Raw genomic sequence first — 17028 nt, 5'->3', positions numbered from 1 at the left:
TCTCTCAATAATAAGGAGCTAGTCTCTAGGATCATGTGCAGAGGCATTATTGGTTTGGTAATGCCGGGCCATACCAAGATTGTGGGATTTTTCACATCCGATAAACCAGTTGGAATAGAATAACTTTCACAAATTGGCTCGGGGTTATACTCTTGAGATTATTTAATAAAAGCATTTGTCAATTCAGCAATAGTGAGTAAATTCATTTCATTAGGGAAATATGTAAGTCTCTTAATAGACGAGAGGATTAAAGCAGGAACAATCAATAAATTGACAAGACTTCCTTATAGCTAAGCGAATAGGGTACGAAGAGAAACATAAAAAAGCCGCCCTTTAAGGCAGCTTCATTATATCTAATATTGTTTCTACTCTATGTCGAAAGGTATGTTCGTGGCAAACTCTTTTTTGTGCACTGTCCGCAATATGTTGGCGAAGATCTTTTTTATCCAAATAGAAGGAAACCTTTTCCAAGCAATCTTCCCGATCTTGGTAAGAGATCATTTCATCTTCTGAAAAATAGCTTCTCAATCCAGCTAAATCCTCAATTAATTGAAAAGCTCCACAGGCGGCAATATCCAATGTACGATTATTTATAGTTTCATTCTTGATCCCCTTAAAAAAATTTACCTGGCGGTGAGGATTTAATACGATTTTAGCTCCATTATAAAACTTTGCGATGATCTCGGGTTCCATCCATTGATCATACATACAGAGTTGATCATGTCTCCGAAATTTCTTGGATAACTGATTATGCCACTGCCTTCCAATGACAGTAATAGGGAATGTTCCGTTTTCCAAAAGGAATTCTACCAATTTTACACGGGAAGGGTAGGGATACCCTACGAGCAACACATCACTATGATAGGAAGAATCTACTTCCTGATCTGTAAAAATGGAGGGATCTGTTCCTAAAGGGAGATGATAGACATGTGAAAAACCAGCCGAAAGATAGGCATTATACGATCCTGAGTCAATTGTAAAAACGTAATCATAAAGATGTATATTTTGAAGCGTTTTATTCATATAGTAGGGATCCTCTGTTAGCCAAACCGCTTGCTTTACATTGTGTTTTCTTAATAGATCACTTGCTTGTTTGGGGAAATGGTTACCAAGGAGTATCAATGCCCATAGTGGCCGATCATGCTCATTTAAGATTGCTTGTAATCGCTGGATAGATTGTTCGGGTTGAAACAGTATACACTTATCACAAAATTGGAGAAGAACATTCTCTATATTTCTATCTAAATACTGGTAGATTTTGGAATACATTGATGAAACATATATTAGGTTCATTATTCCTCTGTTGCATCATAAATAATAGATTCCACTTTACTCGAACCAATATTAATAATCATATTTGTGGGAGGAGACATCGTCCCTTCTTCTTCTAAGACTGCAATACCAGTAGCGGGATTATAGTCTGTAAAAATGGCTGGACCAATAATATTACCAGAATCCATTGTCACCGTGATGGTGGTTCCAGGTATTAAACGCCTGAAAATATAATCTGCAAAGTTCATCTTTTTCACCTCAATTTATATTATTTAAGGCCTTGCTCATTAACTAGACATAGTAATCCAAATCGGAAGATGATCTACAAAGCCCTCTGAATACTACCTCATGATACCTTATGTCGAAAAGGTTGAATCGTTAAGACAACACCCTAAAAATAAAAAAAATCCACATTTTTACTATAGCGTTTGCTAAATATATAGACAAAAGGAATAAGTCAATATCTCATTTTTTTATAGAGTAAACGGTTGTCTACACTATTTTATTTTTTGTTAATAATGTAATAGAGAATGAGAAGGGAGGAGATGTTATGGCTGTTTTAAGATCTACATTTCAACAACAATTAATTAGTATTTCAGAATCAGGCCAACCCGTACCCGTAATTCGTTTAGTTGGAGGCGAGATCCTAAGAAATTTGCAGATTGTTAGCGTCGGAACAGATATGGTTACATTTGAAGACCCTGATACAGATGGAACTATGTATGTACCGATCAATCAGGTACAAAGTGTTGGAACATTTTAATAGGATGTTATATGTTGGCAAAAGCTCCTATTCTTGGAGTTTTGTCAACATATGAAGGGAGTAAAATTGCTCAGCTTGTAAGTTCAAGAAGGATGTTAGTAAAGAATGACATCCTTTCTGCAACTGAAGGGGACAATAAAGAAAGTTAGAATTTGGAACATCTTGCTTATTTATAGGAAAGGATGTGTGTATTCGTGAAAGGAGTTATATTAGCTGGTGGAACAGGTTCGCGGTTACAACCGATGACAAAGATAACGAATAAGCATCTTTTACCTGTTGGTCCTTATCCGATGATTTACTGGTCAATTATGAAATTAAAAGAAGCGGGCGTCTATGAGATTCTGCTAATTACTCATGAAGAGTACATGAGTTCATTTCACAAGTTACTAGAGGATGGGGCTGAATTAGGTGTTGCTTTGCGTTATGAAATCCAGCCAACAGCATCAGGCATTTCTGCGGGGCTTGCCCATGCTAAGGATTTTGCAGATGGGGATAAGTTTATTTTGCTTTTAGGGGATAATATTTTCGAAGATTCATTGCTCCCCTTTATTCAGTCTTTTCAACAGCAGAAGAATGGGGCAAGAGTCCTGATCAAAGAGGTAAAAGATCCTGAGCGATTTGGAGTCGCGAGGTTAAACGAAACGGACCAATGTATTAATTCTATTGTTGAAAAGCCGACAAGCTTTATATCGAATTATATTGTAACGGGTATTTATATGTATGGGCCAGAAGTGTTTGACTATATTCAAGAACTGTCCCCCTCAGGTCGAGGAGAATTAGAGATTACGGATGTGAATAATATATATATACAGGAATCTATTTTAAAATATGATCGTTTATCAGGTTGGTGGATAGATGCAGGAACACATGAATCGCTCTTCATGGCCAATCAATTAGTTAATGAGCAATTGGCGAAAAAAGGAAGGAAAGACCTATGAAAAAAGAGTTACTTGTCACTGGAGGCGCAGGGTTTATTGGCGCCAATTTTATCCACTATTTAATGAAGCATACGGATTACGCTGTTACGAATGTTGATGCTCTCACCTATGCCAGTCATCCATTTATGCAACATGTTTATTCAGACAATCCCCATTATCGTTTTCTCCACTGTGATCTAACCAATCAAAAACAATTAGAGCAAGTATTTGATCAGACATATGAGGCGATTATTCACTTTGCGGCTGAATCTCATGTCGATCGAAGTATTCAGTCAGCAACTCCGTTTATTGATACGAATATAAAAGGAACACTAAATCTTTTGAATGCTGTACGAGATGGAAAAGCCAAAAAGATGATTCAAGTTTCTACAGATGAGGTGTACGGAAGTTTGAAGAAAACGGAGCCCTCTTTTACCGAAATGTCTCCACTTTCACCAAATAATCCATACTCCGCAAGCAAGGCAGGGGCAGATCTACTTGTTCACTCCTATTACAATACCTTCAATGTACCGGTTATGATCACACGCTGTAGCAATAATTATGGACCTTTTCAACATTTAGAAAAATTCATACCTAAAGTGATCACTTCTGCCTTAGCTGGCAAAAAAATTCCAATCTATGGTGATGGAGGGCAAATTCGCGATTGGCTATTTGTGGAAGATCATTGTCGCGCCATCCATGCGGTTCTCGAAAGAGGAAGAATCGGCTCTGTCTATAATATTGGAGGAGATGAAGAACAAACCAATCTAGCCGTTGTGAAACAGATTATTGACTATCTTGGTGCGGATCTGAATTTAATTACATTTGTAGAAGATCGACTAGGACATGATCGTCGCTATTCCATTAATTATGAAAAAATCAAAACAGAACTGCATTGGCAGCCCCAAGTAGATTTTGCTGAAGGACTGAAACTTACTGTCCAATGGTATATGGAAAACATAAAAGAAAATAAGCGTGAAGGCAAATGAAAATTTTAATCACCGGGGCTACAGGACAATTAGGAACTGACCTAGTGAAACTCTTTTCGAAGGATCCGTCTATTGAGCTATTTCCGTATAGCCGGTCAGAACTAGATATTACAAATGAAACACTGATCAATGAAGTAATAGAAAAGCTCAGACCTGATTTGGTTATTCATGCGGCAGCCTATACTGCTGTAGACGATTGTGAAACAAATTGGAAAACAGCTTTTGAAGTCAATAGTTTTGGAACATATTATATCGCTAAAGCTTCAAAAAATATAGGAGCTACCATGATGTATATCAGCACAGATTTTATATTTAATGGGAAAAAGCAGGAACCCTATACAATCGCAGATGCACCAGATCCTTTATCAATTTACGGAACAAGTAAATTACTTGGAGAACGTTTTGTCCAACAAGTTTTACAAGAATTTTATATCGTACGTACCTCATGGGTATATGGAGAAACCGGAAATAACTTCGTTAAAACAATGCTTCGTTTAGCTAAAAAAGGACAGGAATTTACGGTGGTGAATGATCAAATTGGTTCACCCACATATACGAAAGACTTGGCTTTAGCTATGAAACAACTAATTGGCAAGAAATATGGTATTTATCATATATCAAATATTGGAAGCTGCAGCTGGTTCACATTTGCTCAAGCCATTTTAAAATTAGCGGGCTATCAGGAAAATCTCGTCAAACCAATTTCTTCTAAAGAGTATGGCGTTATCGCACAAAGGCCAGCTTTTTCGCTCTTAAGCAAGGAATCGATTGAAGACGAAGGGATCTATATGAGACATTGGCAGGCCGCGCTTGAAGAGTTTCTAGATGTCCAAAAGTTTTGAAGGGAATGGAATGCTAAGCCGTGGAACAGGTGTGAATGTATTAAAAAACGAGGAGGAAGAGAATGAATTTGATTGATGGTGTAGTTGTTAAAAAAATTGTGAAACATAGCGATGATCGTGGTTTTTTTGCCGAATTGGTCCGTGATGATGATCATATTTTGGAACGATTTGGTCAAGCGTCTTGGTCCATGAGTTATCCAGGCGTTATTAAGGCTTTCCATTATCATGAAAAGCAAGATGATCTTTGGTTTTTCCCATCAGGTCATGCACAAGTCGTACTATACGATTTACGGAAAGGTTCAAGCACAAAGGGCGAGACGAATGTGTTTTATATGGGAGAGACTAATCCGATTCTCCTTCTTATTCCAAAAGGTGTCGCACATGGATACCGAGTTCTTGGCCCAAATCCCGCGACGATTATTTACTTTACAACGGAATCATATAATCGTGAAAATCCGGACGAAAAAAGAATTCCATGGAATGATAAGGAAATTGGCTTTAATTGGGAAACAGCTAATCGTTAGTGTGAATCAATAAGAGTACATGGTCAAAAAACTAATGGAACCGACTGCTATGGACAGGTTCCCAAAGCTTTTAATCGTTAGTTAACCTTTTAATAGTAAGAAGGGGGGTGCCATGCATAGAACCTAAAGTATCTGTCATCCTAACAAGTTATAATAAACCACTATTTCTTAAAAAAGCAATTGAAAGTGTACTTAACCAAACAATGACGGAATGGGAACTGTGGATTATGGATGATCACTCTCATTTCGAAACGGTTGAAATGATCCAGCATTATTTAGGGGATCCACGAATTTTTTACCGAAATAGCGAGATCAAGGATGAGGAACGTTATCAAACAACAAGATATGCAACAATGATTAACGAAGCCATTTCTTTGTCTAAAGGACAGTATCTCACTTATTTAACAGATGATACGATTTACGTACCTACTCGCCTCGAAGAAATGGTGGCTTTTATAGAAGAGAATCCAGGTGTTGAGATCGTATATTCATCACAACAAGTGAAAGTGGTAAACGAACAGATGATTTGTTTAAAGGAATTTATAAGAGAAGCAAAAGAGAATCTTACTCATGCAGCAGATATAGTTGACCATTGCTCGGTTATGCATACACGAGGGGTTGTTGAGCAAGTGCAGGAGCAGTTTGGTAGTTATTGGGATGATGATCTGAGACATTGGTGTAGGGGGGATGCTGTATTTTGGCAGCGATTGAATATCTTCCAGCCGTTTTATTCTCTATCTAAGGTATTAGATATTACGTACAAAACACCACAGTCTGTTCAAACGTTGTTTCAAAACCTTCCCATGGTACTTCCAGATGGCCTTATAGTAAAAGGGATGGGAAAAGATGTCTATGTCATAGAAGCAGGAAAGAGGCGTCTACTGCAACCGGAAATGTTAACCTTATTCAAATATGATCCGAGAAAAATTGTGACACTCCCAGATCCGTTCCTATTTCAATATGAAGAGGGAGAAGAGGTCGATCCAGACAATCGATTGCCCTGCTTTCGTCTTTATCAAGATGAGCTTGGGAAGCTTTTTTATTTAGAAAGAAATAAGAAGAGGCCGATAGTCAATCTCTCTGCATTAAGAAGGTATCGTTTCAATATGAATGAAATAGTTCAGATTCATTCCGCGAAATTGGAGAACTTTCCCAATGGCTCACCTATCGATGTTCAATTGGCAAAGTGGCTTCCCGAAAATAGAATATATCGACATCATAATCGATCTTGGATCCTGCTTGATTCGCAATTTCACGCAATGGAACAAAAAGTGTTAGCAAGATTAAAATTTCTGGATAAACCTGTCCATATTCCAAGAAACATTCTCAAACAATACGAAATGGGTCAGCCATTTAAATGAGCCGATTGATTTTGCTAATAAGTGAATGAAAAGCATCAGAAAAACAAGCTTTGCTAAAAAAGTCTGTCTTATCGCTAGTTTGCACACTGCAGGCTGGCGATAAGATTTGCCTGGATATGATCTGTCCCCTTTATTCTGAACATTTTAGTTAAGCCCAGTGTCGTTATAATTGATTAATAATGCACATATATTGATAGGACGATCTGAAAATAATCCCACTTACTACAATGATAATACGTTGACAATTAAGCGAGTTCTGATGTCTAAATACTTAAATTCAATAAAAGGTTAAGGAGGAGGTATCTATGCTGAAAAGCTATTTGTATAGCGGCTTATGTATGGTATTTGCTGTAGCAATTGGGCTAGGCGGTGCAGCGAATCCAATATTAGCTGCTGACAAAGAAAATAATCAGCTAATTGAAACAACCGATTCTGACAAGCCGGGATGGAAATTAACGTTTGAAGACAATTTTTCAGGAGATGAATTAGATTTTACTAAATGGTCACGATCCCCTGAATGGAAACGAAAAGATGGATGGTGGTCAGATGAAGAATCTTTTTTAGATGGAGAGGGCCACCTCATTATTCAAATCAGTGAACGAGATGGAGAATATTATTCAGGTGCCATTAATACAAGAGATAAGTTTGAGCAGGCGTATGGTTACTACGAAATTCGAGCTAAGTTACCAAAAGAGGAAGGTTTTTGGAGTGCATTTTGGCTGATGACAGATGGAGCACATGAAGTTGGGAACGAAGGTAGGGATGGAACCGAAATTGATATTTTTGAAACCCCTTATGCATATAGGAATAATGATACGATTAGTCATGCTCTTCATTGGGATGGCTATGAAGAACATCATAAAAGTGCTGGTCAAGATATACATGTTCCAGGAATTTATGAAGGCTACCATACCTTTGCATTGGAATGGACAAAAGATGAATATATTTTTTATGTAGATGATCAAATTACTTGGAGGACTAACGCAGGGGGAATTTCTGAAGTCCCTTCCTTTGTTCAACTTTCCGCAGAAGTGGGAGAATGGGGTGGGAAGATTGAAAATGCAACCCTCCCAGATCAAATGGTAGTTGATTACGTGCGAGTGTATGAAAGAGATGTGTACAGTGCCCTTGATATAGTAAAAGAAGTAGAACAATTGAAAAGCAAGCACTCATTCACAAATCCCCAGGCTGCCAGGGACATCATCACACATCTCACGGCTTTGCAACACTTTGAACATACTAAAAGGCTAGAGAAGGTTGTAAAGCATGCAAAAGGATTAAAAAATCTTCTAAGTTCACAACAAGAAAAAGAGTGGCTCACAGAACATGCTTATCTAAGGTTACAAGGAGCAGTTGACCGTTTAATCGTCGATTGGGAAGAATATTAAAAGCAGAAATACACGTTTACTCTTGCTTTAAAGCACGATGTGTATATGAACGTATACATTCTAAATTCATATAACTTTTTCCTGTGGATAAAAATGTGGATAATGTTTCTACGAGGATAAGAAAATCGCATTATAATAGGTTTAAATCAGATTAGTGGATAAATCTCTACAGTTTTGTGGATAATGTGCAAAACTTTGAAAAACGGCTAGAAATAAATGTTGATAGTGTGCATAACTCTGTGGGTAACTTTTTCATTTAATAGTTAGAAAGGGAGAGTGTTGCATCCATTTGTCTCGTGTAGAAGCCTATCCCACAATTAAAAAGCAAGCACATTCCTAATTAACATATACCCTGTAAAGGGTATGTTTAAACGGGATCATGCTTGCTAGTTTTTTGGTTTAAATTATTTAAGTTATTGTAGAAGTTCAGCTAATTCTGTCCACTCTTCTAATAATTGCTCAATTTCATTCTTCAAGGCTTCCATTTGTTCATTGATTTCCAGGACTTTTTCATGGTCTTCGAATACATTGGGCAGGCATAATTCCTCTTCAAGCTCAGCTACTTTTTCTTCTTTTTCATGCAATTGTTGTTCAATTTCTTCTATTCTTCTTTTTCTTTGCCTCTCAAGCTTTTTCAATTCCTTTTCTTCTTGAAAAGACCGTTTTTTAGCCGTGTCTTTTGGTAACATTTCTGAACGGTCTTTTTCTGCCAATTCCGCTAATTCTATCATTTCTTGCTTTTTATCCACATAATAATCATAGTCACCTAAATATTCTGTTGTGCCATCTGTGGATAACTCAATTACCTTTGTGGCAATGCGGTTAATAAAATAACGGTCATGGGAGACAAATAGTAAAGTGCCGGGATAATCCACAAGCGCATTTTCTAGTACTTCTTTGCTATCTAAATCGAGATGATTGGTGGGCTCATCCAAAATAAGCACGTTCCCCTTTTCAAGCATCAGGATGGCAAGTGCAAGCCGAGCTTTCTCTCCTCCACTTAAAGTAGAAACGATTTTTTGCACATCATCCCCACTAAATAGAAAATTCCCAAGCACGGTTCGAATTTCCTTTTCTTCTTTTACTGGGTAATGATCCCATAACTCCTGGAGTACAGTCTTATTGGATGATAATTCAGCTTGCTCTTGGTCATAGTAACTAATCGTGACATTCGTGCCATAATCAACCTGTCCTGAAAGAAGAGGAAGTTTCTTAATAAGCGTTTTTAATAAAGTGGATTTGCCGACACCGTTTGGTCCAACTAAGGCGATGCTATCTTTACGCTCCATATTAAAATCAATATTCTTTGCTAATGCTTGTCCATTGTATCCAATTATCGCTTCTTTTATTTTCATTACATCATTGCCACTTTGTCGTTCAATATCAAAGTGGAAAGTCGCTGATTGCTCTCCACCGCTAGGGCGATCGAGAACCTGCATTTTTTCTAATTGCTTTCGCCGGCTTTGCGCTCTTTTTGTTGTCGAGGCTCTCGCTAAATTACGTTGAATAAAATCTTGCATTTTCGCGATTTCATCTTGTTGTTTTTCAAATCGTTTTAAATCACGCTCATAGATTTCTGCCTTCTTCATTAAATATTGACTGTAGTTGCCATGATATTTAGTCATTTCATTTCTTGATAGCTCGTATACTTGGTCAACGACTTTATCAAGAAAATAGCGGTCATGGGAAACAATTAATATTGCACCTTCATAGCTTTGTAAATACTGTTCTAGCCAAGAAAGAGTCTCAATATCCAAATGATTCGTTGGCTCATCTAATATTAAAATATCTGGTTTCGTAAGTAAAAGCTTGGCTAAAGCTAATCTCGTTTTCTGTCCGCCACTTAATGTCGATATTTTCGTTTGATAATCCTGCTCATAATAGCGCATGCCATGTAAAACTGAGCGAATATCTGATTCATATTGATATCCACCAGCAGCTTTAAACTTTTCTTGTAAGAGATCATATTCATGAAAAATTGATTCGGCAAGTTCGGCATTCTCATAGTGGCTTGGATCTGCCATCTTTAATTCCAGTTGGCGAATTTCTTTTTCCATTTTTTGAACTCCTGCGAACACCGTTAGCATTTCGTCCCAAATGACTCTACTAGATTCTAATCCGGTGTTTTGCGCCAAATAACCAATCGTAACCCCTTTGGGGCGGACAATTTGTCCAGAATCATAGGAGAGCTGCCCAGCAATAATTTTTAAAAGAGTAGATTTACCTGCACCATTACGACCAACAAGTGCTACACGATCCCGTGTTTTTACTTCTAATTTTATCTCCGATAATATGCGTTCTGCACCAAAATATTTAGTAATTTGTTGTAACTGCAATAACATCATCATCATTCACTCCTATAAATAGTTTACAATAATGAATAGGGATGGAGCAATGTTTGCTAGCAAGATAAAAAAGTATAGAAATTGGCTTATGCTAGATCTAGTCCCGGGCGTCATCGGCCGGAGGTCAAATAACCCTGAATCTATTAAGGGAAATTGCATCCTTTCTAGGTATAGTAACATTTGCTTGTCGCCGATAGACGGACGCCTTGCGCTTTTCCTATCAAGAAATAGAAAAAGACAGTTTGAAGAAAATAGTGTATGATAGTACAGAGGTGGACTGCGTGAAAAAATTAACACATTTAAATGAAGAGGGCAGAGCAAAGATGGTGGATGTTAGTGAAAAACCTGAGACCACTCGTACAGCAATAGCCCATTCAAGTATTGAAGTAAGTCAACAACTCTATGAGCAGATTACAAATAATCAAATGAAAAAAGGGGATGTCCTTGCAGTTGCACAAGTGGCGGGAATAATGGCCGCTAAAAAAACATGGGATATTATTCCAATGTGCCATCCAATCCCTCTAAAAGGCATTGACCTTTCTTTTAACTGGTTACAAGAAGAAGATAAATGGATTTTAAATATTCAATCTACAGTAAAAACAAAAGGCCATACAGGGGTAGAGATGGAGGCACTGACAGCGGCTTCAGTAGCGGCACTTACCGTGTATGATATGTGTAAAGCTGTAGATAAAGGCTTGATTATAGGAAAAACTTACCTAGTTGAAAAAACAGGTGGAACTTCAGGGCACGACTATAGAAGATAGCTGGAGAAGATTCTCAGTTTATCGCGGTAAAAACAATCTGCTAGTAAAAGTCTAAAGCCAACTTTTACTAGGAACATGTACTTGTCAGGGCCCGCAAGATGCGGGTCAGAACGGCGTCTCTGTAGGAAGTAGTGACATTAGCTGTTCTACTAAAAACCCCAAGATGCTCCCGCATTCCTTGTTTAGCTTCAGCACCTAGCGAATGATGTTTTCTCTTTGCGATAAGCTAGTACTGGCTTATTTTTTACTATTTTACCTTTTCTCATCAGAGAACGTTACATTCTTAAGTTAATTAATGGGCAGATTTTTCTGCATTTCCTATAAGGAGGGTGAACCATGAACGATGAATCAATGAAAATTCCTCAGGCGACGGCTAAACGTTTGCCACTTTATTATCGTTTTATTAAAAATTTGCATGCATCAGGAAAACAGCGTGTTTCCTCGGCGCAGTTAAGTGAAGCCGTGAAAGTAGATTCGGCTACTATTCGCCGGGACTTTTCTTATTTTGGTGCGCTTGGAAAAAAAGGGTATGGGTATAATGTCAACTATTTATTAAATTTCTTCGCAAAAACCTTAGATCAAGATGAGTTAACTAAGGTCGCTCTAGTAGGTGTGGGAAATCTAGGTACCGCCTTTTTGAATTATAACTTTTTAAAAAATAATAATACCAAAATTGCCATGGCCTTTGAGGTTGATCCCGAGAAAATTGGTACAACCATTAGTGATGTGCCTGTTTATGATTTAACTGAGCTTGAAGACCGATTAAATAAGGAAGCTGTAAGTGCGATTATATTAACCGTTCCTTCTCAAGTAGCCCAACAAGTAACAGATCGATTGACTAAAACGACCGTAAAAGGGATTTTGAACTTTACCCCAGCAAGATTGACGGTTCCACCATCTATTCGTGTTCATCATATCGATCTTGCTGTAGAATTACAGTCGCTCATTTACTTCCTGAAAAATTATCCAAATCCGGACACGGAAAATTCACAAGAAGAAGAGTCAGAGGATAGATAAATTTTGTTAAATCGGCTAAAATGATTACTATAAGAGGATGTTCAAAAAGTCCAGTAAAAATGCCAATATGAATTTCTTAGCAGGCTGGCTTCTCCGCATCTGGAAAAGGTACGTGTTGCGGTCGCAATGATTCTTTCCTTGTGGACGAAGTTAGGCTCCTTTGAACTTTTTGTTGCTTTTTATTCTCATTTTTGAACATGCACTATAAAAGGAGGTGGGCGCAAATGGGTGCAGGATGGGGAAGTTTACTCATTATCGCATTTGTTGCAGTCTTAATATTTGGCCCGAAAAAATTACCAGAGCTTGGAAAGGCAGCAGGTAATACTTTGCGTGAATTTAAAAACGCTACAAAGGGTCTAGCAGATGAAGAGGACAAGGACAAGAAAGACGCCGACCGTTGATGGGATGAAAAATTGTGATGAATCAGAATGATAATATGAGCATTCTCGAGCATATAGAGGAATTAAGAAAACGGCTGATGATCATCGTCGTTTTCTTCGTATTGGCTTCAATCATTGGCTTTTTTCTTTCACAGCCATTGATCCGTTACCTACAGGAAGCGAGCGCTGTTCAAGAATTAGTGATGAACGCTTTTAAACCAACAGATCCATTTAAGGTATATATGCAAACAACCTTTTTAATTGGGATCCTTCTCACTTCGCCTGTGATTTTATATCAACTTTGGGCGTTTATTAGTCCCGGTTTATTAGCCAGGGAAAGAAGAGCTACCCTGAGCTATATACCAGTTTCTGTTCTATTATTTTTGGCAGGGATTTCTTTTTCTTATTTTATCTTATTTCCGTTTGTTATTCGGTTTATGTTGAATCTTTCGGGGAGTATGGGGATTGAAACAACGATAGGAATCAATGAATATTTTCAATTTCTATTTCAAATTACCATTCCATTTGGATTGCTTTTCCAATTGCCTGTCTTGCTCTTATTCTTAACAAGACTAGGGATTATTACGCCCGAGTATTTAACGAAAATTCGTAAATACGCCTATTTTGTTCTATTAGTTATAGCTGCCTTTATTACACCGCCAGATGTGTTATCTCATATGATGGTAACCGTACCATTACTTATTCTTTATGAAATAAGTGTGTGGATTTCCAAGATCGGTTATAAAAAAGCGCAGAAAGCGAAGCAAAGAGCAGAACAGGAGGAATAAAGAGTAAAAGCTATTCCCAAAAAACAGGGTCACCTCATTTGAAGTGACCCTGTTTTTTTATTTGTTTTTCTTTTTTATCCGAAAATGAAGTCCGATTAATCGGAAGCCTGCTCCAAAATCAAAGGTCGCAAAAATCAATAGAACATAGACAAAAAAGCCCCAATCACTGCTAATCACTTGTTGGATGGCAAAAACGGTAAAGGTACTGCCTAGTGCGATATAGATCAAACCCGAGAAAAATGGTGATCGCATTAAAAGATCCCTCCAATCCACGCTTGCACTTGCTCGGGAACTTTATTTAGATCTTCCGGGTCAAGCAAAAATGTATTAATAGTCACAAATGTGTTCATAAGCATATGAGAAATAATCGGGACAATAATTCTCTTTGTCTTGACATATAAGAAGGAAAAAGTGAAACCCATTGCCGCGTATAAAATTAAATGTGTCGGTTCTATATGGGCAATCGAAAAGGCAAGTGAACTAATGAGTGCCGCTGCCCAGAAAGGGAATCGATTATATAAAGATCCGAAAATGACTTTACGAAAAACAATTTCCTCAAGGATAGGTCCGATTAAGGAACTCGCGATGATGACAATCGGCATTTTCTCAATCATTTCCATAATCTGTTGTGTATTCTCTGACCCAGGGTCAATACCGATAAGATACTCAATTCCGACTGCGGCAACTTGCGCAAACAGTGCAATAAAGACACCGCCAATTCCCCAAAGAATCGAGAGGCTTAATGGAAGGGGAGTAGCACGCTCTACTTTCGTAGAAGGCTCAGCCTTTCTTAGAATAAGGAGAATCACAACCAATCCCAGTATAAAACTTAGCACTGTCCAAATACTTGTAGACCAAATCATCATCGTATCTTGGGGAACTTCAAAGGCGAGAACACCTAAAAAGAATAATAGAGGAACCCCGATAAAGGCGGATAAGTGCATTGCTAAGAAAGCAATGACAACATATATGTATTTTTTATTCATATAAAAAGTCCCTTCTCTATGATTCAGATAGAACCAGCATGTGACAATAAAAAATTCTTCTAACACTAATACCACTCTATTATAACCCTTATGTGAGAAAGTGATGAGTATGAGTGGTCGTTCTGTATGTTATAAGACGTAACTTATATTTTACTAATAAACGAAGCGCCATTCAATTCAAATGACTTTCGTAAAATTAGATAAAACGAGAGCTACATATTTTTATTTGTATTAAAAGATGGAAAAGAAGGGTAATCTTAGAGTTGGAACCTTTTGACAGTTTATGTAGATAGGTGGGGAAAGATTTTTTCAGAAAAAGAAAGCTTAGGACTTGCAAAATATATCTGAATTCATTATGATAATAACTGTGTTAGCACTCGATAAGGTAGAGTGCTAACAATAAATATAATAATCTACATACTTACTTAAGGAGGTTGTTTCACTTGTTAAAACCATTAGGTGATCGCGTTATTATTGAACTAGTAGAGTCGGAAGAAAAAACAGCAAGCGGTATCGTCCTTCCGGAAACAGCAAAGGAAAAGCCACAAGAAGGGAAAATCGTTGCGGTTGGTTCAGGTCGAGTACTAGATAGCGGTGAGCAAGTTGCTCTTGAAGTCTCTGAAGGTGATCGCATTATTTTCTCTAAATATGCTGGAACAGAAGTGAAATACCAAGGAACAGAATACTTGATTCTACGTGAATCTGACATATTAGCAATCGTTGGTTAATGAATATTTAATCTAATAGGGAGGTCATTCGATTATGGCAAAAGAAATGAAGTTTTCAGAAGATGCACGTCGTGCGCTGCTTCGTGGTGTTGACCAATTAGCAGATGCCGTAAAAGTAACTTTGGGACCAAAAGGACGTAATGTTGTTCTTGAGAAAAAATTCGGTTCTCCACTTATCACGAATGATGGTGTGACTATTGCTAAAGAAATCGAACTAGAAGATGCGTTCGAAAACATGGGTGCCAAACTAGTATCTGAAGTAGCAAGCAAAACAAATGATGTAGCAGGGGACGGTACAACTACAGCTACTGTACTTGCACAAGCAATGATCCGTGAAGGCTTGAAAAACGTTGCAGCGGGTGCGAATCCTGTTGGCGTGAAAAAAGGAATCGAAAAAGCAGTTGTTGCTGCGATCGAAGAACTACGTACTATTTCTAAGCAAATTGATGATAAAGAATCCATCGCACAAGTTGCTTCTATTTCTTCTGGTGATGAAGAAGTAGGTCAATTGATTGCTGAAGCAATGGAACGTGTTGGTAAAGATGGTGTCATTACAATCGAAGAATCTAAAGGCTTCGCAACAGAGCTTGATGTTGTAGAAGGTATGGAATTTGACCGTGGCTATGCGTCTCCTTACATGGTAACAGATTCTGACAAAATGGAAGCTGTTCTAGAAAATCCTTATATCCTTATTACAGATAAGAAGATTTCGAACATCCAAGAAATCCTTCCTGTACTTGAACAAGTTGTTCAACAAGGCAAACCTCTATTGATGATTGCTGAAGATGTTGAAGGGGAAGCCCTTGCAACACTTGTATTGAACAAGATCCGCGGTACATTCAACGTTGTAGCCGTTAAAGCTCCTGGCTTTGGTGACCGTCGTAAAGCAATGCTTGAAGATATCTCGATCCTAACAGGTGGTCAAGTAATTACGGAAGACCTTGGTCTTGACCTTAAATCTGCAACGATCGATTCACTTGGACGTGCTTCTAAAGTTGTTGTGACAAAAGAAAACACAACAATCGTTGAAGGAAGTGGCGATTCTGCAGAAATCGGTGCACGTGTTAGCCAAATCCGTGCGCAAATCGAGGAAACAACTTCTGACTTCGATAAAGAAAAACTACAAGAGCGCCTAGCAAAACTAGCTGGCGGTGTAGCCCTAATCAAAGTTGGTGCTGCAACTGAAACAGAATTGAAAGAGCGCAAACTTCGCATTGAAGATGCCCTAAACGCAACCCGTGCAGCTGTTGAAGAAGGAATCGTATCTGGTGGAGGTACAGCGCTTGTGAATGTCTACCATAAAGTAGAAAGCATCCAAGCAGAAGGCGATGTTGACACTGGTGTGAAAATCGTTCTTCGTTCCCTAGAAGAGCCAGTTCGCCAAATCGCTCATAATGCAGGTCTAGAAGGTTCTGTAGTTGTTGAACGCCTCAAAAAAGAAGAAGTTGGCATTGGCTTCAACGCAGCTACAAACGAATGGGTGAACATGATCGACGCTGGTATCGTGGACCCAACGAAAGTAACACGTTCTGCTCTACAAAACGCAGCTTCTGTAGCTTCTATGCTACTTACAACAGAAGCCGTTGTAGCCGACAAACCAGAAGAAGGCGGCGCACCTGCAATGCCTGACATGGGCGGCATGGGTGGAATGGGCGGCATGATGTAATCATCTACCTATAAACGTAGTGTTAACGAGGTTTATAAGTTGCTTAATATGTGTGTGATGAAAATATCCCAGAAATATCACATTAAGTTCAAACCGTAACTTTTTTGAGAATGTCTCCATAAAGTCCCTCGACTTTTTCGGAGGCATTTTTTTGTTGATAACGTGAGTATAGGTTGCCCTAGTCGTTTCTATATCGTAAGCCTGAAATATAAAAATAAACGTACCTTTTTCGGTACGCATGACAAATAGCTGTTATTCTTATGTTTTTTCAAAGAGTGAACGGCTATTACTATAGTTT

18 protein-coding genes are annotated in these 17028 nt (G+C 38.1%); 13 read left to right on the top strand and 5 right to left on the bottom strand.

The features are described 5' to 3' along the window. Window positions 1-333: 333 nt before the first annotated feature. Together J2Z23_RS21235 and J2Z23_RS21230 are read right to left on the bottom strand one after the other, a co-directional pair. Window positions 334-1269 carry a CgeB family protein gene (locus J2Z23_RS21235; protein WP_209975224.1) on the bottom strand — a complete coding sequence of 312 codons (936 nt, stop codon included), beginning with the start codon at window positions 1267-1269 and terminating at the stop codon, window positions 334-336. A 23-nt stretch (window positions 1270-1292) separates the two neighbouring features. Continuing rightward, window positions 1293-1520: a CGEA protein gene (locus J2Z23_RS21230; protein ID WP_209975222.1), complete on the bottom strand. Its 228-nt coding sequence runs from the start codon at window positions 1518-1520 to the stop codon at window positions 1293-1295. A gap of 302 nt (window positions 1521-1822) precedes the next feature. Here J2Z23_RS21230 and J2Z23_RS21225 point away from each other — a divergent pair, with 302 nt between their 5' ends. The 7 genes from J2Z23_RS21225 (at window position 1823) to J2Z23_RS21195 (ending at window position 8056) form a co-directional block, all read left to right on the top strand. Further along, window positions 1823-2035 carry a hypothetical protein gene (locus J2Z23_RS21225; RefSeq protein WP_209975220.1) on the top strand — a complete coding sequence of 71 codons (213 nt, stop codon included), beginning with the start codon at window positions 1823-1825 and terminating at the stop codon, window positions 2033-2035. Window positions 2036-2229: 194 nt separating this feature from the next. After that, on the top strand, window positions 2230-2973 hold the full coding sequence (locus J2Z23_RS21220) for a sugar phosphate nucleotidyltransferase (RefSeq protein ID WP_209975217.1): 744 nt from the start codon (window positions 2230-2232) through the stop codon (window positions 2971-2973). Beyond that, on the top strand, window positions 2970-3941 hold the full coding sequence (gene rfbB, locus J2Z23_RS21215; RefSeq protein ID WP_209975215.1) for a dTDP-glucose 4,6-dehydratase: 972 nt from the start codon (window positions 2970-2972) through the stop codon (window positions 3939-3941). The genes J2Z23_RS21220 and rfbB overlap by 4 nt, the downstream gene beginning before the upstream one ends. Continuing rightward, entirely contained in the window at window positions 3938-4783 is an 846-nt protein-coding gene (gene rfbD, locus J2Z23_RS21210; protein WP_209975213.1) for a dTDP-4-dehydrorhamnose reductase, read from the top strand. Before rfbB ends, rfbD begins: the two co-directional genes overlap by 4 nt. Window positions 4784-4851: 68 nt before the next feature. Next, entirely contained in the window at window positions 4852-5307 is a 456-nt protein-coding gene (locus J2Z23_RS21205; protein WP_209975245.1) for a dTDP-4-dehydrorhamnose 3,5-epimerase family protein, read from the top strand. Window positions 5308-5414: 107 nt separating this feature from the next. Next, the gene (locus J2Z23_RS21200) at window positions 5415-6668 is read left to right on the top strand and encodes a glycosyltransferase family A protein (RefSeq protein ID WP_338018456.1); all 1254 of its coding nucleotides are present in this window, start codon (window positions 5415-5417) and stop codon (window positions 6666-6668) included. A 305-nt stretch (window positions 6669-6973) separates the two neighbouring features. Next, complete coding sequence (locus J2Z23_RS21195; RefSeq protein ID WP_209975211.1) at window positions 6974-8056, top strand: glycoside hydrolase family 16 protein; 1083 nt, start codon at window positions 6974-6976, stop codon at window positions 8054-8056. A gap of 413 nt (window positions 8057-8469) precedes the next feature. Here J2Z23_RS21195 and J2Z23_RS21190 read toward each other — a convergent pair whose 3' ends face one another. Further along, on the bottom strand, window positions 8470-10401 hold the full coding sequence (locus tag J2Z23_RS21190) for an ABC-F family ATP-binding cassette domain-containing protein (RefSeq protein ID WP_209975209.1): 1932 nt from the start codon (window positions 10399-10401) through the stop codon (window positions 8470-8472). A gap of 281 nt (window positions 10402-10682) precedes the next feature. On the opposite strand from J2Z23_RS21190, the gene moaC reads away from it, so the two are divergent. The 4 genes from moaC to tatC all read left to right on the top strand — a co-directional run bounded on the left by moaC (window position 10683) and on the right by tatC (window position 13350). Further along, entirely contained in the window at window positions 10683-11165 is a 483-nt protein-coding gene (gene moaC, locus J2Z23_RS21185; protein ID WP_083492387.1) for a cyclic pyranopterin monophosphate synthase MoaC, read from the top strand. Window positions 11166-11501: 336 nt separating this feature from the next. Continuing rightward, window positions 11502-12182 (top strand): redox-sensing transcriptional repressor Rex, encoded by a 681-nt coding sequence (locus J2Z23_RS21180; protein WP_057985917.1) that lies wholly within the window; start codon window positions 11502-11504, stop codon window positions 12180-12182. Window positions 12183-12406: 224 nt separating this feature from the next. After that, window positions 12407-12583, top strand: a complete 177-nt coding sequence (locus J2Z23_RS21175; protein WP_057985919.1) for a twin-arginine translocase TatA/TatE family subunit — start codon at window positions 12407-12409, stop codon at window positions 12581-12583. A 17-nt stretch (window positions 12584-12600) separates the two neighbouring features. Then, the gene (tatC, locus tag J2Z23_RS21170; RefSeq protein ID WP_057986223.1) at window positions 12601-13350 is read left to right on the top strand and encodes a twin-arginine translocase subunit TatC; all 750 of its coding nucleotides are present in this window, start codon (window positions 12601-12603) and stop codon (window positions 13348-13350) included. A 57-nt stretch (window positions 13351-13407) separates the two neighbouring features. Here the strand turns inward: tatC and J2Z23_RS21165 are convergent, their stop codons facing one another. Beyond that, on the bottom strand, window positions 13408-13602 hold the full coding sequence (locus tag J2Z23_RS21165; protein WP_209975207.1) for a YdiK family protein: 195 nt from the start codon (window positions 13600-13602) through the stop codon (window positions 13408-13410). Then, window positions 13602-14336, bottom strand: coding sequence for a CPBP family intramembrane glutamic endopeptidase (locus tag J2Z23_RS21160; protein ID WP_209975205.1), 735 nt, complete (start codon window positions 14334-14336; stop codon window positions 13602-13604). Before J2Z23_RS21160 ends, J2Z23_RS21165 begins: the two co-directional genes overlap by 1 nt. A 443-nt stretch (window positions 14337-14779) precedes the next feature. Here J2Z23_RS21160 and groES point away from each other — a divergent pair, with 443 nt between their 5' ends. Then, window positions 14780-15064, top strand: a complete 285-nt coding sequence (groES, locus tag J2Z23_RS21155; protein ID WP_057994068.1) for a co-chaperone GroES — start codon at window positions 14780-14782, stop codon at window positions 15062-15064. Window positions 15065-15098: 34 nt separating this feature from the next. Beyond that, complete coding sequence (gene groL / locus J2Z23_RS21150) at window positions 15099-16730, top strand: chaperonin GroEL (RefSeq protein WP_057985925.1); 1632 nt, start codon at window positions 15099-15101, stop codon at window positions 16728-16730. Window positions 16731-17028: the final 298 nt, after the last annotated feature.

Origin of the sequence: Lederbergia galactosidilytica, from assembly GCF_017873565.1 — a bacterium.
GTDB lineage: Bacteria > Bacillota > Bacilli > Bacillales > Bacillaceae_C > Lederbergia > Lederbergia galactosidilytica.
This window is presented reverse-complemented; position numbering and strand designations above follow the sequence as displayed.